Genomic DNA, 20,303 nt, shown 5'->3' with positions numbered 1-20,303 from the left:
CATCATCATTCCTTTATCAAATTAGTTTGTAGGTAGTCCAGAAAGATATCTTCTAATTTCTTCAGGATGATCGCTTCGTTCGTGGACGAATAAATCATCATGCTTATATGATCTTCGATTAAGCTTGTACTGATCAGACTGAGGATTTCCTGTTCCCTCCTGCTCAACTCTTCAGGGGCTAGCATGAGGAGGAGACTTTTCATCTCCATTTCCACGCCGTCCATTCCCTTGATCCTGCACGGTTCATCCAGATGGGCCACCTGGAAGATCAGCTTCTTCACGTTATGGTCCCGGCAATGAAAGAGACCCATATTCGTTTTCGGAATCCCGAGTCCTCCCTTTTTCTCCCTTTCCACCAGCTGATGCATCACCGCATGTGACTGTTGAAGAAGTTCGTCCCGTTCCGCTTGTTCCACCATTTCATTCAGGATCCTGATATGGCTCCCCTCCGATTGCTTCCGGTACACCCGGAAATTCGTGAGTATGGCTTCCATGCTGGAATGGACATCTTTGATTTCCTTGAGGAGCATCCTGACCTCGGTTTTCTCACCCGATCGCGGTGCTGCCTTCAAGTACTTCTTTCTCGTCAGCTTTTCTACGTTATTCTGCAGATAACTTTGGATGAATCGGATATCCTTTTCGCTCAATAACGGGCTTACCAGGATATACTCCACTTCCGTAAAGGGAAGCCTGACTGTGGAAATGACGATATCGTAGTCATCAAGGTTCGCCGTCTGAAAATCCTTGATCGACAGGATTTCCACCTTATTAATCATTGTCAACTCCCGTTGGATGCGGCTGGCGAGCATCTTGGACGTCCCGATCCCTGTCGGACAGACGACCACGGCCTGCACATTCACCTTCTCTTCATTCATCAGCATGGCCGATCCGAAATGAAGGACGATGAACGCCACCTCATCATCGGGAAAAGCAATATCCTTGAATTCTGTTTCAAGACTCTTTTTTACCGCTAAAAATAATACGGGATACTTCTTCTTGATTTCATCCGTCAATGGATTGAAAAGATCCAGCTCCTGCTGCAGGCGGAAGATGGACGGTCCCATGTGGGCAAGCAGACCCTGGAATAGGGAAAAGTCATCAGACAGATCCACATGGAGGTCCGCCGATACATCTTTGATGACATTCTTGATGAGATGACCAAGGAGGATGCTGTCATAGTAAACAACGTCGGGATCCTGAACTTTGGACCCTTTTAAAATGACCGTCAAAAATTGAACGTCCCGATTGGTCATCGGAATGGAAAGTGTATCTTTCAGCTCCCTGCCTATCGTGTCCATCAGCTGATATTCAGTAGAATCATGATCCTCAATTGGCTCAAATTTCTGTAATCCGAAGCTCTTTTCGGTTCGCTGTATCGTCAGGCAAATATACACAACGAGACCGATATAATCACTGTCCGTCAAGGTAATCTGCTCCTCGGCCAATTGGTGATTCACCACCAGGTCGACAGCGAGTAAATAGTCCGGCTTGAAATACCCCAGCACCGGTTCATCGAGGTGATTTCCCTTTTGCATCCCGTACAGGGTCTCGATGATGTCTTCATAAAAGTAGACGAGGAAGAAGCTGGCCAGGGCATGACGCTTGTCGGCTTCATCTGCGGAAAGCTCCACCCCCACCCCTCGTTTCCTTGTCAGGGTGATGCCGTATTTATGCAACCAATCGGCGAGCTCATCGAGATACGAAGTGAGGGTCGTGACGCTGATCCCCAACTGATTCGCCAACACCTGTTTTTTAAAGGACGGACCTTCATGAAGAAGGATGATCAGCAAATTCAGCTTCCGTTCTTCAGGTGTTTCATCGGTGGGACTCACTTCCGCCAAGTTCTGAATCAGGCGATAGATATGTTCATTCTTCCCATCGATGAACAGCCCATCGTTAGCCGTCCTCTTCAGTTCCAGATGATATTCCTTTAACAAGCTTTCGATTGATTTCAAATTCCGCTGAACGGTTCTTCCGCTCACATTCAGGAACGCAGAAAGAGAGTACACGGTATGTTTCCCCGATGTTTTTACGATCAATTCAATGATGGATTTTTCCCTTGATGTAATAAACATGCTTTCCCCTCTTTCCCTAAAATGAGCTTTTATACATACAAAGTAGAACAGAAAGGCAGGGATCCCGCCTTTCTGAATGATTGTTCTAGTTGCTGTTAATGATGTCTTTCAGTTCTTTGGCTGACTTGGCCAGAACCATCCGGTCAACGTTTTCCTGCTCGGAGCAGACAACGGCGATCCCAGATAGGATTTCCAGATGTGTACCGTCCTTGCCGGCGATACCGAAGATCATCTTCGCCTTCTCACCGTTGAAGTCCACGCCGTTCGGAACTTGAACGACGGTGAAACCGGATTTGATGACGGCTTTCTTCGCGTCTTCCGTACCGTGTGGAATGGCTACATTATTACCCATATAGGTAGATGTGATTCCTTCTCTGTCAATCATAGCATCTACATAGCTTTCTTCCACGTATCCTGCTTTGACGAGAGCTTCTCCTGCGAATCGGATTGCCTCTTCTTTAGTGGCAAATTCCTGGTTCATGAAGATGTTCTCCTCCAGGAGTAGATCATCATCATGATCTGCATTCGGTTCAGCGTTTACCGCTTCTTCCTGTGCATCCTCCACAACCTCTGCCTGCTCACCCGTGATCCCGTCCTGAAGACTCGCGATCAGCTTGTCGTACTCCGGACTGGATAGGAAGTTATCCACAGAAATATGATACACATTCGGAAGCTTATTTTTCGCACGCGGCGTTAGTTCTTCCTGTGTGATGACGACTTGAGCGTCCGATGGCAGGTTGCTAATGGATGTGTTCGTCACGCTGACATCCAGATTTGCTGCCTTCACTTTCTTACGTAGAAGTGAAGCCCCCATGGCACTTGAGCCCATGCCTGCATCACAGGCAAAGACGATTTTGTTTACTTGTTCAGGCATTGTTCCATGACTCACTTGGCCTGCTACAGAGCTTTTCTTCCCCTTCATTTCCTGCATTTTCTTCGTTGCGCCCTCGATATCCTCATCTGTGGTCTTGCTTGATTTCAAGACGATGGCAGACACGATGAAGGAAACGGCTGCTGCCACAAAGACGGCTGCAAAGTTTGCGAGATACGCCATTCCTTCTGGAGGAGTAACCGCGGTAATCGCAAGGATACTACCAGGTGATGCCGGTGATACCAATCCTCCACCTAATAAAACAAGGGTGAACACTCCGCTCATTCCACCAAGGATGACGGAAACGAAGAGCATCGGTTTCATTAATACGTACGGGAAGTAAATCTCATGAATCCCACCGAAAAAGTGAATGATTCCTGCTCCTGACGCTGATTGCTTCGCTGTTCCTTTCCCAAAGAACATAAACGCCAGCAGAATTCCAAGACCCGGTCCCGGATTTGCTTCTAATAGGAATAGGATCGATTTCCCACCCTGTTGAACTTGCTCCAATCCGATCGGTGACAATACACCGTGGTTGATGGCATTATTTAAGAATAGAATCTTTGCAGGTTCGATCAGGATACTTGTTAATGGAAGCAGTCCTGCTGCCACAAGCCAGTCAACACCTGAGACCAGTAGATTCGTAAATGCGTCCACGGCAGGTCCTACACCAAGGAATGCCAGGATCGCAAGGATTCCTCCAAGAATACCTGCTGAGAAGTTATTGACGAGCATTTCAAATCCTGCTCTGATTTTCCCTTCGATTGCCCCGTCGAACTTTTTGATCACGTAAGCCCCTAGAGGACCCATGACCATGGCACCTAAGAACATCGGTGTATCCGGTGCACCGACAATGACACCCATTGTCGCGATCGCACCCACGACCCCACCGCGCTGGTCGTGTACGAGCTTACCTCCTGTATACCCGATTAAGAGCGGTAACAGGTACGTAACCATCGGCCCTACCAGATTGGCAAGGCTTTCATTTGGAAAGAACCCAGTTGGTATGAACAACGCTGTAATTAAACCCCAAGCGATAAATGCGCCAATATTCGGCAGAACCATAGAACTGAGGAAGTTACCAAACTTTTGTACCGCAACTTTCATATTTGATTGCGCCACTTCTCTCATCCTTTCATGATTGAATAATAATTTCTCATGTATTCATCATAGGCTCCACATGGTGACGGTTTCAACAACCATGAAAACTAACTTTGTCACCCATGTCACGACAAACCTATTGTTTCTCTGGTGTGGGAAGTTATTCTCACTTAAGAGGGACGGACCTCCTGCTCTAAAAGCAGGAGGTCCGTCCCTCTTCTATATTCCTAATCCAACTTCACCTTCACCCGGTCATCCACATATTTCGTTGTGCTGTAGCCTTCGATTTCAAGCTTCGTTGGAGTTACATCTTCCCTCGAAGAGTCGTTATAAAATTCAATCGTTTGAATCGTTTCGAAGTAGCGGGGCTGATCTATTTGATCATACTCATATGCATCAATTTTATGTACCTTGCCGGTCTTGTCCATCAATACGCCATCTGTATCACTTACTCCCATCGAGATGTTTTCATTTCTCAAATGGTCGCTGGAGAACCCATAGTTTACTCTTTCATAGGCACGATCCTTCGATACATCATGCGTCAAGATCACCTTAGCGGGATTTCCTACCTTGATTTCATCAATGGTAATGTTGTTTCCGAGATACTCAAAGGTCTGGGGCATATCCTTGGCGGCATCGAGTTCGATCGTTTTCCGGTCGTCTACGGATAAATGGATGGAATCAAATTGGATGTTCACCTCTTTTGGATGATCAAAATACAAAGTATCGAAGCTGGATGTAAACGCACTCCAACCTTCCTGGTCGAAGGATTCCACGTACATATTACTTCCAAAAAGGTCTGCTTCCACCTTCTTATTATCCGTTTGTAGAGCATCAAAGGTAATGACGTCAATCCGTTTGTCGTTTCCCTGGTTCTGAAAGCTGTACTGCAGGAGTGTCGTGGTCGGCGCAACCGTCAGCTTATCCAGGCGGACCTGTATCCCGTCAATGTCGATTTCCTTATCCAGCTTATGCACACGGGATGACTGCTTTGTAAACGGAATGTCAAAGCTCCAGTCCCCTTCGGCAAATGTCATCTCCCCACGGTAGCCCCCGTCCTTTTTGGGGTCCTGAACGATTTGCATGAGCCTTGCCACATTCATTTTTATGGTTCCGCTGTCCACCGAAACCGGCAGGAGACTGATAGTGCCTTTGTACACATTTTTCTCCTCATTTTGCATTTCGTCCTGATTGACGGGAGGTGAGTAGAACATGTATTGCACATCACGCCTCATCACGTCATATTCATTCTCGATATGGACGCCTTCATGAGCATTCATCATATAACGATTGTCTTTCTCTGTATCCTCTATTTCATAAAAGACAAGAGTCTGTACATCATCGGCGACGACGCTCCTGATGGTGATTTTCACCCCATTGCTTTCTGCTTCGAGATTCAGCCGTTCCCCCAGATCATGCTGGAGGATGGCACGCAATTGTTCATCTTCTTCCGTCCATGCATAGTAGAGACTGGAGAATCCACCTGTCACGAATCCGATCGATACGACCATCGCGAAAACTCCTGCGATGGAAAGCCAGATCGATTTCCGTTTCTTTTTCTTCCTCTGCCTGCGCGCTTCTCTTTCCTCTACCTTACTCTTGACCCTCTCTATCAATCCAGCAGGGACCTCCAGGGCTTCTGTCATTCCTGCCAAGGTCAGCACCACTTCCTGAAAAGAAGCCAAATCCTCCTGACAGCACTGACAATGGTAAATATGCATCTCAAACTCTACCTTTTCAGGCCGATCCATCGTTCTTCCCAGGTAATCAAGATAATGCTTATGATATTCCGGACAGCCCTCGAAAGAACCGTACCCCAACTCTTCCCTAAGCTTTCTTATGCCTGAAAATACACAGGATTTCACCTTCTCAACTGATACTTCAAGAATCCGTCCAACTTCCTCAAAAGAGCATTCATTGAAATACGTTAAAGCAGTCGCCTCTTTCTCCTGATCTTCTAATTGATGGAAGGCATGACAGAGCGTTTGATCAGACTTCTGACTCTCTGAATCCCGGAAACTCTTATCTTTAGATAGATCCCGGGCACTATGTATAAAATGGGATATAGCCCACGATTCAAATGAGGTATCTTTTTTAAAACGGTGCAATTCATTATGTATGCTTATAATCGAACGATAAAATATGTCTTCAATGTCTTCTTGCTTACTTACATAAATCCGCCCCAGCGCATAGAACGACTGTTTGCGCTGCAGAAACCACTCCATAACCATTTCCAAGTCCTTTTCCCTCACCCTGCTGATCAACAAGGGAGCTGTTTGCGATGTGTTCATCTATGTATTCCCCTCCTCCGAAACCGAAATATTCCAAAAATAAAATATATGATTTTATTTTACCATATTTAGGGTGTATTGGGGATTCTATGTGTTGGCGTAGAAAAAGGTCTGAACCCTTTCCCATACAGGAATTGAGATTCAGACCTTTCAACATGAAGATGTCACCTTTACAAAAAATGAAACGTAGTTGTTAGACCGTTTTCTGCCTGCTGTTCACTTCTAATCTATTTTATCTTCCCCAGCTCATCCACAAAAGCCGGCCTTTTCACATATTTCTGCTTCAACTCCTGGATCAGCCCATCTGCAAACTGGGAGCCAAAGACTTTCTTATATTCTTTGATGTGCTTGCACACTTTCCGATATTTCTTTCTATCATTGCTTTTTTCTGCTTCTGAAGCGATGTAGGATATCATCAGCTCGTTCACATCTTCCGGATAGTCTTTCTTTAGCTCCGGATAGAGCTCCATGATGGAACCATATTTTCGCTTGGTGTATCCAAGAATTTTCTCGTTCAATTGCTCTTCCTTTAAAATTTGAAGATACGTATAGGAAAGATGTGATTCATTTTCAAATGTTTCGAACAGGTCATTCAATACTTCCGGCCATTCTTCCCGTGTATAGAGCTTTTTCAGCGGATTATAATAGGAAAATTCACCAGCATATATAAATTCGTGCATGAGTTCCTTCTGTTTGGTGGTGTCCCCAAGCCCTTCATAGGCTAGAAGCATATACTTCCGCCACTGAGCAACCAGTCCACGATACGCCATATCCACCTGCTGACCCTCTTCGCATAGAGCAAGCACTTCGGAATACTCGCCTTTTTCCAACAAAATGTCGATGGCTTTTTTCCTGAACTCGTCATAACGGATGTTTTCGTTGATGAAGTCCATCTTTTCTTCTTCATTGTTCCATTGTTCAATCAGGGCTAACTGAAGCATTTTGATTGACGATATTTCAAACTTAGCGCCCCACTCATTCTTATCGACTTCTGTAATCATTTGTTCCAAATGCTGGTCAAGTTTGTCCTTTCTTTTCGCTGAATCACATAAGATGGTGCTGCTTTCTAAAAGCCCATAACGCCAATCCGTCCAGTCGTCATATCTCTTATGAAGCGCCTCTTTCAACAGGATCGAGAACAGCTTGTCCTTCTCAGGCTCCCCTTTGGTTTCTGCACTCAAGAATACCGCCTCATGAATGATCATAAGGCTCTCCCCCATCACGTCCCCGATATATCCACCCGAATCATCGGCGTATTGAAGCATCCCAACAACCGGACCCATCACCGCCACACAAAGCTCTGCGGCCGTTTCCGACTCTCCCTGTGCCATTTTGTCACGTGCCTTCCCTAGGGTCATATCCGCTCCTTGAAGAGCATTTGGGACAACATTCCATGAAATGAAATTTTGCCTCTTATAACGGTTAATGTATTCCCGGATCAGCTTCTTACTTGCCTTGACTTCATCCTCTGCAGGGGCATACGTGAACAAAATCCCCTTCTCAATACCCGGTTCATGATCTGCAAGGTCTACAATAATCCGGATCAGTTCATCCTTTTTCAGGTTCGACAAGAGTGTTTCCAGATTCGGCTGCTTCACAGTAGAAGTCATCAGTATCTTCCTTTCCTATTGGGACGGAGGCTTCTTGTCCCGATTTTAAGATTATTTTAACATGATTAGAAGACCTCATGGGGACGGACCTCTTGAGGTCCGTCCCCGGTCCCTATTGACGCGACAAGCAGGGATAAGGGTTGAGCCCGTGCATCACCCGGATATTAAATATCAAAAAAAGGCCTGAATCCAAATAGATCCAGACCTTTCGCATATTTATAAACGGTCGATTTCGCCGAGCTGCTCATGCATGTCCAGCTCGATCATCTTTTTTGCCTTAGAGAAGGTAAACACTTCATTAGAGACCCAATGATTATATAACTTAGAAAGTGCGTTCCTGTGGTAAACCGTACCTTTGACCTCCGTGAAGAAATAGATGATCAACAGGTTGACCACGTCTCCCGGAAGGGCTTTTTTCCGCTCGATCCCCTTTAACGACAGAATATCCAGTCCTCTTAATTGGTCTCCGATCACCGATTCTGCCATATGAAATGGATCTGACGTCCGGCATAGTGTCACTAATTCTGGATTAATCTCTTCAAATTTCAAGTGAATTCCCCTTTTACATAGAAAGTGAACGAAAAATGTTACACTTCAACCTTCATTAGATTGTAGGATACTATGTATTATAACAAAAAGAAGGGATATTCATAACTCTCAGTATGTTTAATTTTTACTCAACCAAAATTCCATAATCTTTTCATTAGTAGAAGGATAGACCAGACGTTTCACTTGCCCCTCCATCAGGTAGCACTCCGTGATCCACCCAGGGAGCGAACCATGCTCTTTTTTCCAAAGGCGCGTTCGTTCCAATGCATCCTCTACGCTCATTTTCACCCATGTATCCTTGATCATATTATCATCATCTGTCCCTTGGTCCACCAATGGATGAACGAAGTGATGAATGTAGGGAATCCCGCTGCCGAGATGGCTCTTATTCCTCACCCATATCACATTTTCTCTGGGCAGGAAGCCTATATGACGGGTTTCAGTAGCCACCTGAGTGAACTCCTCTAAATGACAAAAACATCCTGACCATTGCCGATCAGTGGATCGCGGCAGGATCATTTCGGACGTATAAATCGATTGACCTGTATGAAACAGATTGTCGATCTCCCGATTGATAAAAACCGGCTCTCTCCTTTTATAGATAGATTCGGATTGAGGTGGACCGCAGGTAAATCCATTTCGGTCGAATCGGATCATTTTGACTAATTGCATGTTGCCCCTCCTTCTATCGTGAATTTCCCAAGGGCATACCATACCAAATTCACTCTATAATGGGGGTTATTCCCTATATAGATTGTTGTTAAACAATTAGTTTTCACAAAAATAAAATAAAAAGAAACGAGCGCTTACAGAGTAAACGCTCGTTGAATGACTTCTTTCTACCGTTGCTGACTCAATGCTCGTTCAAGAGTCGAAGTGACAGAAATATTTTCAAATGATATACCAAGTTGAATGGCTGTTTGGGCAATTTCCGGACGAATGCCTGAAATCGAACTTTTCACACCAATCAAATTCAGGCTTTCGATGATCTGGAATAATTGTTGGGCGACCATCGTATCCACCATGATGACACCGGATAAATCAATGAATAAGTGCTCAACATTTTTATCCACACATTCGGCCAGTGTATTCTCGAGGATATATCTCGCCCTGCCTGTATCGATATCACCGATAAGAGGCAGCACCCCGGTATACTTATCGATTAATATAACCGGTGAACTCAATTCCCTGATCATTTCCTGCTGTGCCTTCAGGCGTCTTTGGGCATATTCGTAATTCTCTTCGGCAAACTTGGAAATGACAAGACCAAAGGTTTTAATGATCAACTCCCTGAATGATTCGATTCTCTCTGGCGGAAACTCACTGCCATGCTGGCGGTTAAACTCCTGTAAAATCTCCAGGTACTGATCCTGTGTTCTGAAGAACTCCCTCAGTATATAGTGAGTAGGGGTTTGTAAATGTTCTTCATCCTTGGCAATTTCCTCGATCCACTGGGCGAAATGACATAGTGCATCCTGTCCTATATCCTTAAATAGGACACAAAAGCGTTCGTGAAATTCGTGATTTTGACGCTTCAACGTTTGAATCACCTTAGGATCCGTTGAAGAATACACGCCTGATGAATCACTTTTATCCAGCGACTCATACCACTTCTCCGTCAGCTGCCATGTACGCTCGCTCATAAATTCATAGAACTTTTCCGATACCTGCATATTCGACCTTCTTTCTATAAGACGAGATAATGTGATCAGTTCATAACCCAATGACCCTGACTGGCAGGAGGATAGCAACTCTGCCCCTCTAACTCATTGGTCTATACCCGAAGTGACTCATTCATATGCTTATAAAAGTAATGTACTACGTCCATGCACAAATGGAAAGAAAAAGTTGAACAAATGGTGTACAGAATTTCTTTCATTTACTGGATTTCATCCCCAAAAAAGAGAGGAAGGTTCTCTGGATAAGAGAACCTCCCTCTCTTTTAGTATGATGTCAATACACAGCTAACCTACGAACCCTGAGATCCATTTCGGACTATACGTTGAAAAAACCAATGCAGCAAGAAGAATGCCAGCAAATAAACAGGGATGGAATACCAAATTTTCCATTCTAAATGCTTCATATAACCGTTAAAACTAAGTAATAATTCTATCAAGAACGAGAAAATAGTCCAGATTATTACATAAAGTAAAAGCTTTTCTTGTTTCATGAAATTTAAGAATAAAAGGGCAATGAGCGATGGAGCAAATGCCACCAGTGCAAAATCGGAAAATTCCACACTTTTGGTTGATCCAAAATCTACATAATCCAACAATAACCCTACCAAAACATGTGCAACCGCAGCAAAATACCCGACGAATGGAAACACGATGAGATTTTCCCTGACGGTTAACCCCTTTGGCATCATAAAAAGAGCCACTACTAAAAGAAGAATGAGACCCCACACTAACATCAAGATGAAACAACCCCTTTATCGGTCAAAAATCTACCTGCTTATTTTGTGAAACCTGGAGAATTTTATGTATAGGCAGTAAAACAGGGACGGACCTGGTTGAGGTCCGTCCCTGTTTTTGCTTCCTAATGGGACAAGGTGCATCTCCCATTAGGACCCGATATTGCGATACTCCTCAGCAATCCTGATACTCTTTTGCTGGGTGAAAGCACTGACCACGATGACGATGACGATGTTGCAAATCAATCCAAGAATACCTGCATGGATTTCGAAAGGTGTGGTCTCTGCGACTAGCTGGTAATAGTAGTTCACGAATGTACCGACAATGAGTCCTGTGATAACAGCCGGTCCGGTCACTCTTTTCGAATAGAGGGCTCCGTATACGCCGGGGGCGAATTGAACGATTGAACCATAGGCTCCTAGCAATAGGGCGATGAGCCCCTGACCACCGAATACGGTGATAAAGTAAGCAAGCCCCCCGACCACAAACACACCGATTCTCATCAGAAGCAATGTAGTTTTATCAGAAAGGTCCGGTTTTACATTCTTGATGACCCCGTCCGTAAATTCCAGTGAGGCACTGTGGGTGATGGCATCTGCCGTAGACATGGCTGCCGCTAACGCTCCTGCACCTACTAGCCCGTAAACCCAACCGGGAAGGCTAAGGACAGTGGTGATCAGGTAAGGAAGAATTTCATCCGGTGCTCCAATGTCAACTGGATTGACTATATTCACTGCTGAAAAGCCAACAAATAATAGCGGAATAAGGAACAGGGCAAAGATAGGATACACCAATACGGTTTTCTTAATCGTACGTGCATTGGAGGCATATGACTTTGAAAATAAGTGTGGCCACATTAAGAACCCTATGAGAGATACGAGAATCGTGGTGGTATAAGCTGTCCCTGACATGGTAGACCCAGCATTCCCAATTTCAAAAAAGGCAGGGTTGTCCTGAACGAGGTTTGTAAACATCCCACCCACGCTGTCGTGAAGCTTATTCACAATCGCAAGGCCGACTACCCACGAGATGACGATCATTAAGATCCCCTGGAACACATCAGACCATGCCGCTGCCCGCAATCCGCCAGTTGCAACATAGACGACCACGATTCCATAGGCGAGCAGGGCTCCTAGCCAAAGAGGAATTCGTCCTTCTGTCATGATATTGAAGATGTAGGCCATCCCTTTCATCTGTGTGGCAAGGTATTGAATGGAAGCGAGTAACGCAATGATTCCGATTAAGATCGGCAGCGTCTTACCTCCGTAACGTTTTTTCATAAAGCCGGAAACCGTGTAAATATTGAATTTACGGCCGATTTTCCCGATTTTCGGACCAATGATGTACCACGGGAGAATCGCAAAAGCGGTATAAGTTAATATATAAAGTGCAGGTGCTCCTTTGGAATATGCCCAACCGGGAGCGCCAAGAAATGAAAAGGCACTAAACACAGCGCCACCCATCAGGAACCACATCACAACCAAGCCTAGGCCTCCGCCTGCTACGGTAAACTCATCTAAAGAATTCTTATCGTGACCTCTTCCTGCCATCACACCAACTACTAATGCAATCACAAGATAGCCGATCATCATGATCATTGCAATCTGCCAATCTGCCATTACTTGACCTCCTCTTCATCTTTGTCAGGATCGATTCGATAGAGTACAAGAACGATTAAAAAGGTTATGATGATCCATAAGATCACCCAGAACACCGAAAACGGCATCCCCATGACGATAGGAGTCGCCCTGTTTCCGATTGAAAACAAGGGGAAAATCAATAGAAGAAACGGTAAAATCAGAGACAAACAATAAATTTTCGTAAACGCGCTTTTACTCATAAGACACCCTCCTTTTTTGCTGCATATTCCACTTTCCCATCAAGGATCGTTAACTCTACTTTTAACTCTCGTAATCTTTCAGGTTCACAGTGTAAAATCGACTCATTCAACACAACCAGATCGGCAAGCTTCCCGGCTTCAATGCTACCTTTTATCGCTTCTTCAAAGCTGGCATATGCACCGTTCCATGTATAGGCCTTAATCGCTTCCTCTATGGTGATACGTTGTCTGGCCCCTATCACCTCACCGGATTTACTCATACGAGTAACAGCCGAGTATATCCCGTGGAGTGGATCCACGATGGTGATTGGGCTGTCAGATCCGATGGCAAAAGGAATCTGTGCTTCTGAAAAGCTCTTTACGGGGAACATGACGTCGACCCGTTCTCCATAGTCTTTCACGTAGCCGTCGCCGAATTCATAAATAAAGGCTGGATTGGGTATCGGGACAATCTCCAGCTCTTTTATCTGGCGAATGAGGTCCGACGGGGTCATGCCGGAATGTTCAATGCGGTGACGATGATTTTCACGGGGATGTCGTTCAAGAGCATGGCGAATCGCTCCTATCATCATTTCAACCGCTTTGTCCCCGATGGCATGTGCGGTGATTTGCCACCCCGATTCATGCGCTTTTCCGAGGCACTCATTTATTTCTTCCTGGTTCAAATATAGAATGCCTGAGTCATTCGGATTGCTCGTGTAGGCCTCCCTCGTCTTGGCTGTCGGACCACTGCTGCTTCCATCGATAAACACTTTGGCTGGCCCGATTTTCATCCACTCATCCCCAAGGCCAGTCCCGATTCCGCTTTCCAGACCTTTCTCCACCATTTCTACAGAATCATGCAGCGAACCGTAAAGTGCGTAGACCCTCTGCTTTACTTTTTTTGCGCCAACTGCTTTTTGAAGGAACCGAATATGATCAGGTCCATATCCCCCGGCATCATGGACACTCGTAATTCCTTTTTCCAAATAATCCTGGGAAGCAAGGGCCAATCCCTGCTCCACTTCCTCCTCAGAGTAATTGGCTAAAAGGAACATGTTCATATGTGCTGCTTCTAACAGCAGTCCGGTTAATTCGCCATTTTCCCGGACGTATTTCCCTCCATTCGGGTCTTCTGTTTCAGGATGAATACCCGCAAGCTCCAGCGCTTTCGTATTCACGCACGATATGTGCCCGCATGTCCGAACCACAATAATCGGGTGTTCGATGGAAACCTCATCAAGGTCCCACCTTGTTATATGCCTTCCGTCTTTAAGGGTGTTTTGGTTATAACCCCAGCCCCGTACCCATTCCCCCTTGGGAGTCAATCGTTCTTTCTCCTTCAGCTTCCCGAGGAGCTCTTTTATACTACCTGCCTCCTTGCCATTCACCCCGAGCTTATTGGTTCCATAAAGTTCGAGGTGGGCATGGGCATCAATGAAACCGGGAAGGAGACTTCTTCCCTCCAAATTCACAATCTTCGTTCCTTCACCTGCATATGGTAGAATTTCTTCATTCGTGCCGACCGCGATTATTTTATTATCCTGAATGGCAACCGCCTCTTTAACGGAAAATTCAGAATTCACAGTAACCACTTCTCCATTTATGAAGATCAATGTCGCTCTCAAACGATCACCTCCCAAATGGGACGCAGGGACATGTCCCTCGCCCCAGCCTTCTCTTACTTTTCATGACCAGCAGCTGAGCCGTCTTTTGGGACAAGGTGCCTGTCCCCATGTCCCTGACAAATCCGCACTGCCGTCGAATAAAGGAGCTCCACCCCTTTTTCGATATCATCCATCTTGGCAAACTCCAGTGGGTTGTGGCTGATACCTTTTTCACAGCGGACGAAGATCATTCCGTAATCGCTGATATAGGACATGAACAAGGCATCATGGAAAGGACCGCTCATTAAGGTCGGTGAATCCAGTCCAAGCTTTTCATCTTCCTCTTTCATAATGCCTTTGATCCAGTCTGCACAATATCTCGGCTCGCTCCGGGTATCTTCTTTAATCTCGTATTTAAGGTTGTAACCGATTGCCGTCTCTTCGATGATTTGATAGAGTTTTCCCTCAAGTTTCGTGCGCGCTTCCACGTCTATATCACGAAGGTCTACGGTGAACTCCACCTTTTCAGCAATGATGTTTCTTGAGTTCGGGAATACCTGCATACTGCCTACCGTTCCTACTGTGGTTTCGGTTCCTTCTCTTTTAACCAGATCATCGAATTTCCGAATGATCTCCGAAGCACCCACAAGGGCATCCTGCCTCATCGTCATCGGCACCGATCCCGCATGACCTGCGAATCCTTCGAGAGTGACGGTCAGCCAGATTGGCCCGGAGATGCCTGATACAATTCCGACTGGTTTTCCCTTCTCCTCAAGGACCGGCCCCTGTTCAATATGTAACTCCAGAAACGCTGCGATATCACCTTTTTGGTATACAGGACTTGCGGTTACATCCGTCTCGACCCCGAATTCCTTCAACGCCTCTCTTCTCGTCACGCCCTGCTTGTCTTTACGGTCCAGCTCGCCTTCCTCAAGCATCCCGGCTATAGCCCGGACTCCAAACACACCTTTGTTAAACCGGCACCCCTCTTCATCGGAAAAACAAATCACCTCAATGGTCCGGTCCGGGACGATTCCATTGTCCTTCATACTATGAACCACCTCGATTGCTCCCAATGCCCCGGCTGTCCCGTCAAATCTCCCCCCATATGGCTGAGAGTCTATGTGTGAGCCGAGCATTAGAATCGATTTTTCCTTGTCGGCCCCTTCAATCCTCCCAATCAAGTTTCCAAAGCCGTCAACCTTTGCCTTCAAACCCGCCTCTTCCATCCAGCCTTTCACCACTTCCACTGCCTGGCGATCCTCCTTGGAATGGGCCAAGCGGCAAACGCCTGTCTCCCCGATCTTCCCGATTTCAGCTAACTCTTCTAGATGACGCTTTAATCTTTCTCGATTGATTGACATAGAATCATCCTTCGCTTACATATTTTATTGACTTAACTTAAGTTTATTTTGAAAAAGCTTGTTTATCATTAGACACTTTGTCTATAAAAGATCTTGTGATTCGTACAGAATGACAAATAGAATGAAATTTCAGAAAAATTAACAGACACTTCTATTTATTGAATACCGGACATCAACCCCCTTTCGACTTCCTAGACTAGTTTCTAGAACATTTTCACTAAATCCTGCCAGACTTTTGAAAATGAAGCGATATACATAGGGGTTTTCGCCGACACTGATACTTTTTTGACAACAGGTTCCCTATCCCGCTGTCAAATACTTGCCATGAAGAAGATAATCCGGCCGTTTTTCACGAAAATCCAGCCGAAATCATGATAAATCCAGCCGCTTCCGAAAAAAATCCGGCCGATTTACATAAATTGCAAATCACAATACATCATTAACCTCACCAAAAAAAAGAGAGAGGCCACTCGCTATGCGAATGATCTCTCTACTTCGATATGCATCTCATCGTCATACCTACGAACATGCTTCAACCACTTGCTCAACCGACTTTAAGCTTTCATCCAGATCACTGATTCACCGCTCTCTTAGCTCGCTGCTTTGAATAAATCAGCATTCCTAAGAATATGAGCACCGACGCCAAGATCAGTCCCAGTGAGACAGAAGAAATGGATAACATTTTGAAAATGACGCTGACTGCTACCACCATGTACAAAACAGCCAGCATCTTTTTCACATGAACCCCTGAAAAACGTTTCAGCTGGATGGAGCCAATCGGCGTTCCGATCAAGGCACCGATAATCAGCATGATTCCATGACGGTAATCGAGTGCTTCTCCTACATATAGGTACGAGCAGATTCCCGACAGCACGATGATGGAGGCTGCCGATATGCTGGTTCCGATTGCTTTCGTGAGATCCACCTTCAGCCATTTAGAGAGGAGCGGGGTCATGACAAATCCACCGCTTACTCCCATAAGAGACGAGATGACACCGGTGAAAAGACCGATCAAGGGAGCAACAGATACTCCCTTTGCTTTTGCTTCCTTTTGTCGTTTGCTTAAAAACTGATAAGAAAACCAGCTTAATATTCCAATATAGACAATGGAGATCACCGTAGAAGCTCCATTGATTGAATCGAGCCACTTCACAAATGGCACGGTGATGACTGACCCGATCACTCCGAATACCCCAAGGACAACCGCTAACTTCCCATTTACATTTTTCAACCGAATGTGTGACACTGTCCCCGTCACAGTCGACCCCAATGTCAGCATTAAGGAAAGAACGATTGCCTGACTCGGTTCATAGCCAAGTACAAGTAAGGTTGGTGTGAGAACAATTCCGCCACCAATGCCAAAAAAACCGGAAATGATGCCGATGACTGCTCCGCCTATGATAAATAAAAACCATTCCATCTTGTTGGTCACTTCCTTCGTCTAACATTATACCTTTCCTTAAGCTATAATAGAAATGAATAAAGATAATGTAGGCGATTACTATTTGTAATGGAGGGTCTCTATGCAACTGGACTGGATTCGTACTTTTGTCACTCTCGCCCAGCTTCAGCATTTTACGAAAACAAGTGAATTCCTGAATCTGTCTCAACCGACCGTCAGTGTCCACATAAAGAAATTGGAACAATCCTTAGGAATAGAACTCATCTACCGTTCTTCTGCCAATCAGGCTTTTCAATTAACACCTGCGGGGATTCAAGTGTTTGAACAAGGAAAGAAGATGTTGGAACTGTGGAGGACGATGGAACAGGTCACACAGAAGACTGAGGAAATCCTCTTAAGGATCGGGGCCACTCACACCGTCAGTGACGTACTTCTTCCCGACTTTGTCAAAAAAATAAAGTTCCTCTATCCACACGTCCGCCTTCAGCTGATGACCCACAATCATGAAACCATTGTAGAGGCACTGAATCACAAAGATCTCGACCTTGCCCTTGTGGAAGGAACAAGGGGACTGGAGCCCTTTCAACTGGAAGTGATCAGCCATGACGAACTGCGTTTCTTCGCCAGCAGCCGCATGAACCTTCACTCTTCTCCCCTCATCCTCAGGGAAATCGGATCAGGGACGAGAGAATATGCCGATGATTTTCTGAGATCCGAACGAATCGTGCCGAAAGAAATCCTTGAAGCCAGCAGTCATTACTTAATCAAACAACTCGCAGTAAGGGGGCTCGGCATCGCATTTCTATCAAGTTCCTTGGTCAAAGAAGAAGTGCTTCAAGGAATGCTCGTCCCCATTGACCCTTATGTCATCAACCGGCCATTTTATTCGGTGTACCCTGAAAATGGAGAGGCGGGATCAATTGTGAGAGAGTTGGTCCAGTTGATCGCGACTCCTTCATAATAGAGAGGGACGGACCTCCGCTTCCACACGAAGCAAAGGTCCGTCCCTCATAAATATCACTCACTAGATCGAAGCCACAGTTCCATCTCAGCATCCAATTCTTTAACGGCATCCAGCTTTCTGTCATACAGTGGATTCAGCTCATCATATTCAATATGACCTGTCTCCATGGCTAGATCAATTTCTCTTATCATGTTTTCCAGTCTTTCAATTCTTTTTAAAACTTTGGCCTGTATTACTTCCTCCTTTATACTTCCAGGTTTTTGTACTGGTTTCTCAACCCTTACATCAATAGACTCCTCCCTCTCCTTCAGGCTCTGCTTCTTCTCTTTTTCACGCTTATACTCATCGTAATTCCCATGATAGCTTCTCAGGGAATAGTCCTCTACAGCAATGATCCTCTCTGCCATCCGGTTGATAAAATAGCGATCGTGGGAAATGAAGAAAATCGTACCATCGAAGTCTTCGAGGGCTTCCTCAAGGGTTTCGATTGAATCAATATCCAGATGATTCGTCGGCTCATCGAGTATCAGTAAATTGATATCCTGAAATAACAGCATGGCAAGCTTTAACCTGATTCTTTCCCCACCTGAGAGATGCTTTATTTTCTTGAATACACTGCCTTTGTAAAACATAAATTTCGCCAGGTATTCCCGAGCCTTTCCTTCAACTATGGAGATATCCTCCCGGAAGCAGTCCAGAACCGTGACTTCCTCATTATTAAAAGCAATAATTTGTGGCAAATAGGCCGCCTTTACATTCGCACCGAATTTTAACTCACCTTCATCCTGCCGCTCTTCCCCTACAAGCATTTTTAAGAAAGTGGTTTTCCCGCTTCCATTCGGACCCAGCAGGGCCTACTCTTTCACCAAAATGAATCATGGCATCCGTGTTGTCAAAAATCCTTTTATTCCCATAGCGTTTAGAAAGCCCCGCCGCCTTGATGGTTTCATTTCCAGATCTCTCTGCAGCTCTCACATCAAGCCTCATATTCCTTCTTTCAAAAACTGGCTTATCAATGTGATCCATCTTATCCAGCTTTTTTTGAACGCTCGCAGCTCTTTTAAAGAACTTGGTATTGTCAGCCCGCATCGCCCAGTCACGCAGATTCAACACGGTCTTTTCCATGCGATTGATCTTCTTTTGTTGTTCTCTGAAATGCTCGAATTGAATGCGCATATTCTCTTCTTTTTGATGAATGAAGGAAGAATAATTGCCTTTATACGAAATCGACCTCTTATCCTCGATTTCCATGATCTTTGTCACGACGTTATCCAGAAAATAGCGGTCGTGGGATACAATGATAACCATTCCCTTGTAGTTCTTCAGATAGCCCTCCAGCCATTCAATCGATTCCATATCAAGATGATTGGTCGGCTCATCCAATAGAAGGATATCGGGTCGATGAATCAACAGCTTCCCAAGGACAACGGTTGTCTTCTCCCCACCGCTCAATAAATCAAAGTCCCTTTTCAAAAAACTCTCCGAAAGCTTTAGTCCTGTGCACACCTTGCTTACTTTCTCGTCCCTTTCATATCCGCCCTTCACTTCAAATAATTGAGTCAGATCGCTGTATTTATTCAGGGCTTTCTCTAGCTCCATTCCCTGCAATACCCTCATCTGCTCTTCCAACTCACGCATTTCCTGCTCAATTCCGTCCACCTCCTCAAACGCCAAATTGAGCACATCGATGACTTTCAACCCTTTCGGATAAGCAGGAGACTGTTCCAGATAGGCTGTGGTCGCTCCCCTCGACATATGAATGTGGCCTTCGTCATATCCATAACTCGATGTCTGAGGGTAACCAGGATAGTAATTCATCGGCTCGATGCCTGCAATCAGCTTCAAAATGGTGCTCTTCCCGCTTCCATTTGTCCCGACGATTCCAACCTTATCCCCCTCATACACTTCCAGTGATACATCCTCCACGACCAGCGTCGCTTCCATATATTTTTTTATCCCATTCAATTTTAGTTCCAACATACGCGTTCCTTCTTTCATCCATATTTGACGTTACACTTTTATGGATGGCGATAAGAAAGACCTTCACTTCTATTCATTTGTGAAATAAAAAAGACCGTAAGAAGAGGCTCTCTTCTTACGGTCCAGTATCATCAATGTATAATTATTTTCATAAAGTGCCTAAGCAGCAGGCGCATGCCTAAAAAAGCATTCCACTGCCAAATAGGATCCAGACAGGACTGGATTCTTTATGAATGATAATCATCCCGATATCAGT

16 protein-coding genes are annotated in these 20,303 nt (G+C 45.2%); 1 reads left to right on the top strand and 15 read right to left on the bottom strand.

Features of this window, described 5'->3' with window-relative positions; all coding sequences use genetic code 11:
• Nucleotides 1–5 precede the first annotated feature (5 nt).
• The 13 genes from DET59_RS14460 to DET59_RS14400 all read right to left on the bottom strand — a co-directional run bounded on the left by DET59_RS14460 (nt 6) and on the right by DET59_RS14400 (nt 17,121).
• Nucleotides 6–2,075: a BglG family transcription antiterminator gene (locus tag DET59_RS14460; RefSeq protein ID WP_113970349.1), complete on the bottom strand. Its 2,070-nt coding sequence runs from the start codon at nt 2,073–2,075 to the stop codon at nt 6–8.
• 85 nt (nt 2,076–2,160) lie between these two features.
• The gene (locus DET59_RS14455) at nt 2,161–4,068 is read right to left on the bottom strand and encodes a PTS mannitol transporter subunit IICBA (RefSeq protein ID WP_113970348.1); all 1,908 of its coding nucleotides are present in this window, start codon (nt 4,066–4,068) and stop codon (nt 2,161–2,163) included.
• 206 nt (nt 4,069–4,274) lie between these two features.
• Nucleotides 4,275–6,338 (bottom strand): sigma-70 family RNA polymerase sigma factor, encoded by a 2,064-nt coding sequence (locus DET59_RS14450; protein WP_113970347.1) that lies wholly within the window; start codon nt 6,336–6,338, stop codon nt 4,275–4,277.
• Between the two features lie 227 nt (nt 6,339–6,565).
• Nucleotides 6,566–7,948: a hypothetical protein gene (locus DET59_RS14445; RefSeq protein WP_113970346.1), complete on the bottom strand. Its 1,383-nt coding sequence runs from the start codon at nt 7,946–7,948 to the stop codon at nt 6,566–6,568.
• A gap of 216 nt (nt 7,949–8,164) precedes the next feature.
• Nucleotides 8,165–8,497 carry a hypothetical protein gene (locus DET59_RS14440; RefSeq protein ID WP_113970345.1) on the bottom strand — a complete coding sequence of 111 codons (333 nt, stop codon included), beginning with the start codon at nt 8,495–8,497 and terminating at the stop codon, nt 8,165–8,167.
• Between the two features lie 117 nt (nt 8,498–8,614).
• On the bottom strand, nt 8,615–9,169 hold the full coding sequence (locus DET59_RS14435; RefSeq protein ID WP_113970344.1) for a hypothetical protein: 555 nt from the start codon (nt 9,167–9,169) through the stop codon (nt 8,615–8,617).
• Between the two features lie 167 nt (nt 9,170–9,336).
• Nucleotides 9,337–10,170 (bottom strand): STAS domain-containing protein, encoded by an 834-nt coding sequence (locus DET59_RS14430; protein ID WP_113970343.1) that lies wholly within the window; start codon nt 10,168–10,170, stop codon nt 9,337–9,339.
• 296 nt (nt 10,171–10,466) lie between these two features.
• Complete coding sequence (locus tag DET59_RS14425) at nt 10,467–10,913, bottom strand: hypothetical protein (RefSeq protein ID WP_113970342.1); 447 nt, start codon at nt 10,911–10,913, stop codon at nt 10,467–10,469.
• Between the two features lie 147 nt (nt 10,914–11,060).
• Complete coding sequence (locus DET59_RS14420) at nt 11,061–12,530, bottom strand: sodium:solute symporter family protein (protein WP_113970341.1); 1,470 nt, start codon at nt 12,528–12,530, stop codon at nt 11,061–11,063.
• Entirely contained in the window at nt 12,530–12,751 is a 222-nt protein-coding gene (locus DET59_RS14415) for a DUF3311 domain-containing protein (RefSeq protein ID WP_113970340.1), read from the bottom strand. Before DET59_RS14415 ends, DET59_RS14420 begins: the two co-directional genes overlap by 1 nt.
• Complete coding sequence (locus DET59_RS14410; RefSeq protein ID WP_113970339.1) at nt 12,748–14,358, bottom strand: amidohydrolase; 1,611 nt, start codon at nt 14,356–14,358, stop codon at nt 12,748–12,750. The genes DET59_RS14415 and DET59_RS14410 overlap by 4 nt, the downstream gene beginning before the upstream one ends.
• A 53-nt stretch (nt 14,359–14,411) precedes the next feature.
• A complete protein-coding gene (locus DET59_RS14405; protein ID WP_113970338.1) occupies nt 14,412–15,701 on the bottom strand; it encodes a M20 family metallo-hydrolase in 1,290 nt (429 codons plus the stop codon).
• Between the two features lie 571 nt (nt 15,702–16,272).
• Nucleotides 16,273–17,121, bottom strand: a complete 849-nt coding sequence (locus tag DET59_RS14400) for a sulfite exporter TauE/SafE family protein (protein WP_113970337.1) — start codon at nt 17,119–17,121, stop codon at nt 16,273–16,275.
• A gap of 103 nt (nt 17,122–17,224) precedes the next feature.
• Between DET59_RS14400 and DET59_RS14395 the strand changes: the two genes are divergently transcribed.
• A complete protein-coding gene (locus DET59_RS14395; protein WP_113970336.1) occupies nt 17,225–18,064 on the top strand; it encodes a LysR family transcriptional regulator in 840 nt (279 codons plus the stop codon).
• 56 nt (nt 18,065–18,120) lie between these two features.
• Here the strand turns inward: DET59_RS14395 and DET59_RS22110 are convergent, their stop codons facing one another.
• Both DET59_RS22110 and DET59_RS22105 read right to left on the bottom strand, forming a co-directional pair.
• Nucleotides 18,121–18,876 carry an ATP-binding cassette domain-containing protein gene (locus tag DET59_RS22110; protein WP_258549685.1) on the bottom strand — a complete coding sequence of 252 codons (756 nt, stop codon included), beginning with the start codon at nt 18,874–18,876 and terminating at the stop codon, nt 18,121–18,123.
• Nucleotides 18,848–20,047: an ABC-F family ATP-binding cassette domain-containing protein gene (locus tag DET59_RS22105; protein WP_258549684.1), complete on the bottom strand. Its 1,200-nt coding sequence runs from the start codon at nt 20,045–20,047 to the stop codon at nt 18,848–18,850. Before DET59_RS22105 ends, DET59_RS22110 begins: the two co-directional genes overlap by 29 nt.
• Nucleotides 20,048–20,303 lie beyond the last annotated feature (256 nt).

Origin of the sequence: Rossellomorea aquimaris (assembly GCF_003315075.1) — a bacterium.
Lineage (GTDB): Bacteria > Bacillota > Bacilli > Bacillales > Bacillaceae_B > Rossellomorea > Rossellomorea aquimaris_C.
Note: the sequence above shows the minus strand (reverse complement) of the source record. Positions and strands in the feature narration are given on the sequence as shown.

Bases quoted from the DNA above. Each gene is read 5' to 3' on its own strand.
- DET59_RS14430 (WP_113970343.1), bottom strand. From the start codon at position 10,170: ATGCAGGTATCGGAAAAGTTCTATGAATTTATGAGCGAGCGTACATGG.
- DET59_RS14405 (WP_113970338.1), bottom strand. From the start codon at position 15,701: ATGTCAATCAATCGAGAAAGATTAAAGCGTCATCTAGAAGAGTTAGCT.
- DET59_RS14435 (WP_113970344.1), bottom strand. From the start codon at position 9,169: ATGCAATTAGTCAAAATGATCCGATTCGACCGAAATGGATTTACCTGC.
- DET59_RS14415 (WP_113970340.1), bottom strand. From the start codon at position 12,751: ATGAGTAAAAGCGCGTTTACGAAAATTTATTGTTTGTCTCTGATTTTA.
- DET59_RS14445 (WP_113970346.1), bottom strand. From the start codon at position 7,948: ATGACTTCTACTGTGAAGCAGCCGAATCTGGAAACACTCTTGTCGAAC.
- DET59_RS14395 (WP_113970336.1), top strand. From the start codon at position 17,225: ATGCAACTGGACTGGATTCGTACTTTTGTCACTCTCGCCCAGCTTCAG.
- DET59_RS22110 (WP_258549685.1), bottom strand. From the start codon at position 18,876: ATGCTTGTAGGGGAAGAGCGGCAGGATGAAGGTGAGTTAAAATTCGGT.
- DET59_RS22105 (WP_258549684.1), bottom strand. From the start codon at position 20,047: ATGTTGGAACTAAAATTGAATGGGATAAAAAAATATATGGAAGCGACG.
- DET59_RS14460 (WP_113970349.1), bottom strand. From the start codon at position 2,075: ATGTTTATTACATCAAGGGAAAAATCCATCATTGAATTGATCGTAAAA.
- DET59_RS14450 (WP_113970347.1), bottom strand. From the start codon at position 6,338: ATGAACACATCGCAAACAGCTCCCTTGTTGATCAGCAGGGTGAGGGAA.
- DET59_RS14420 (WP_113970341.1), bottom strand. From the start codon at position 12,530: ATGGCAGATTGGCAGATTGCAATGATCATGATGATCGGCTATCTTGTG.
- DET59_RS14400 (WP_113970337.1), bottom strand. From the start codon at position 17,121: ATGGAATGGTTTTTATTTATCATAGGCGGAGCAGTCATCGGCATCATT.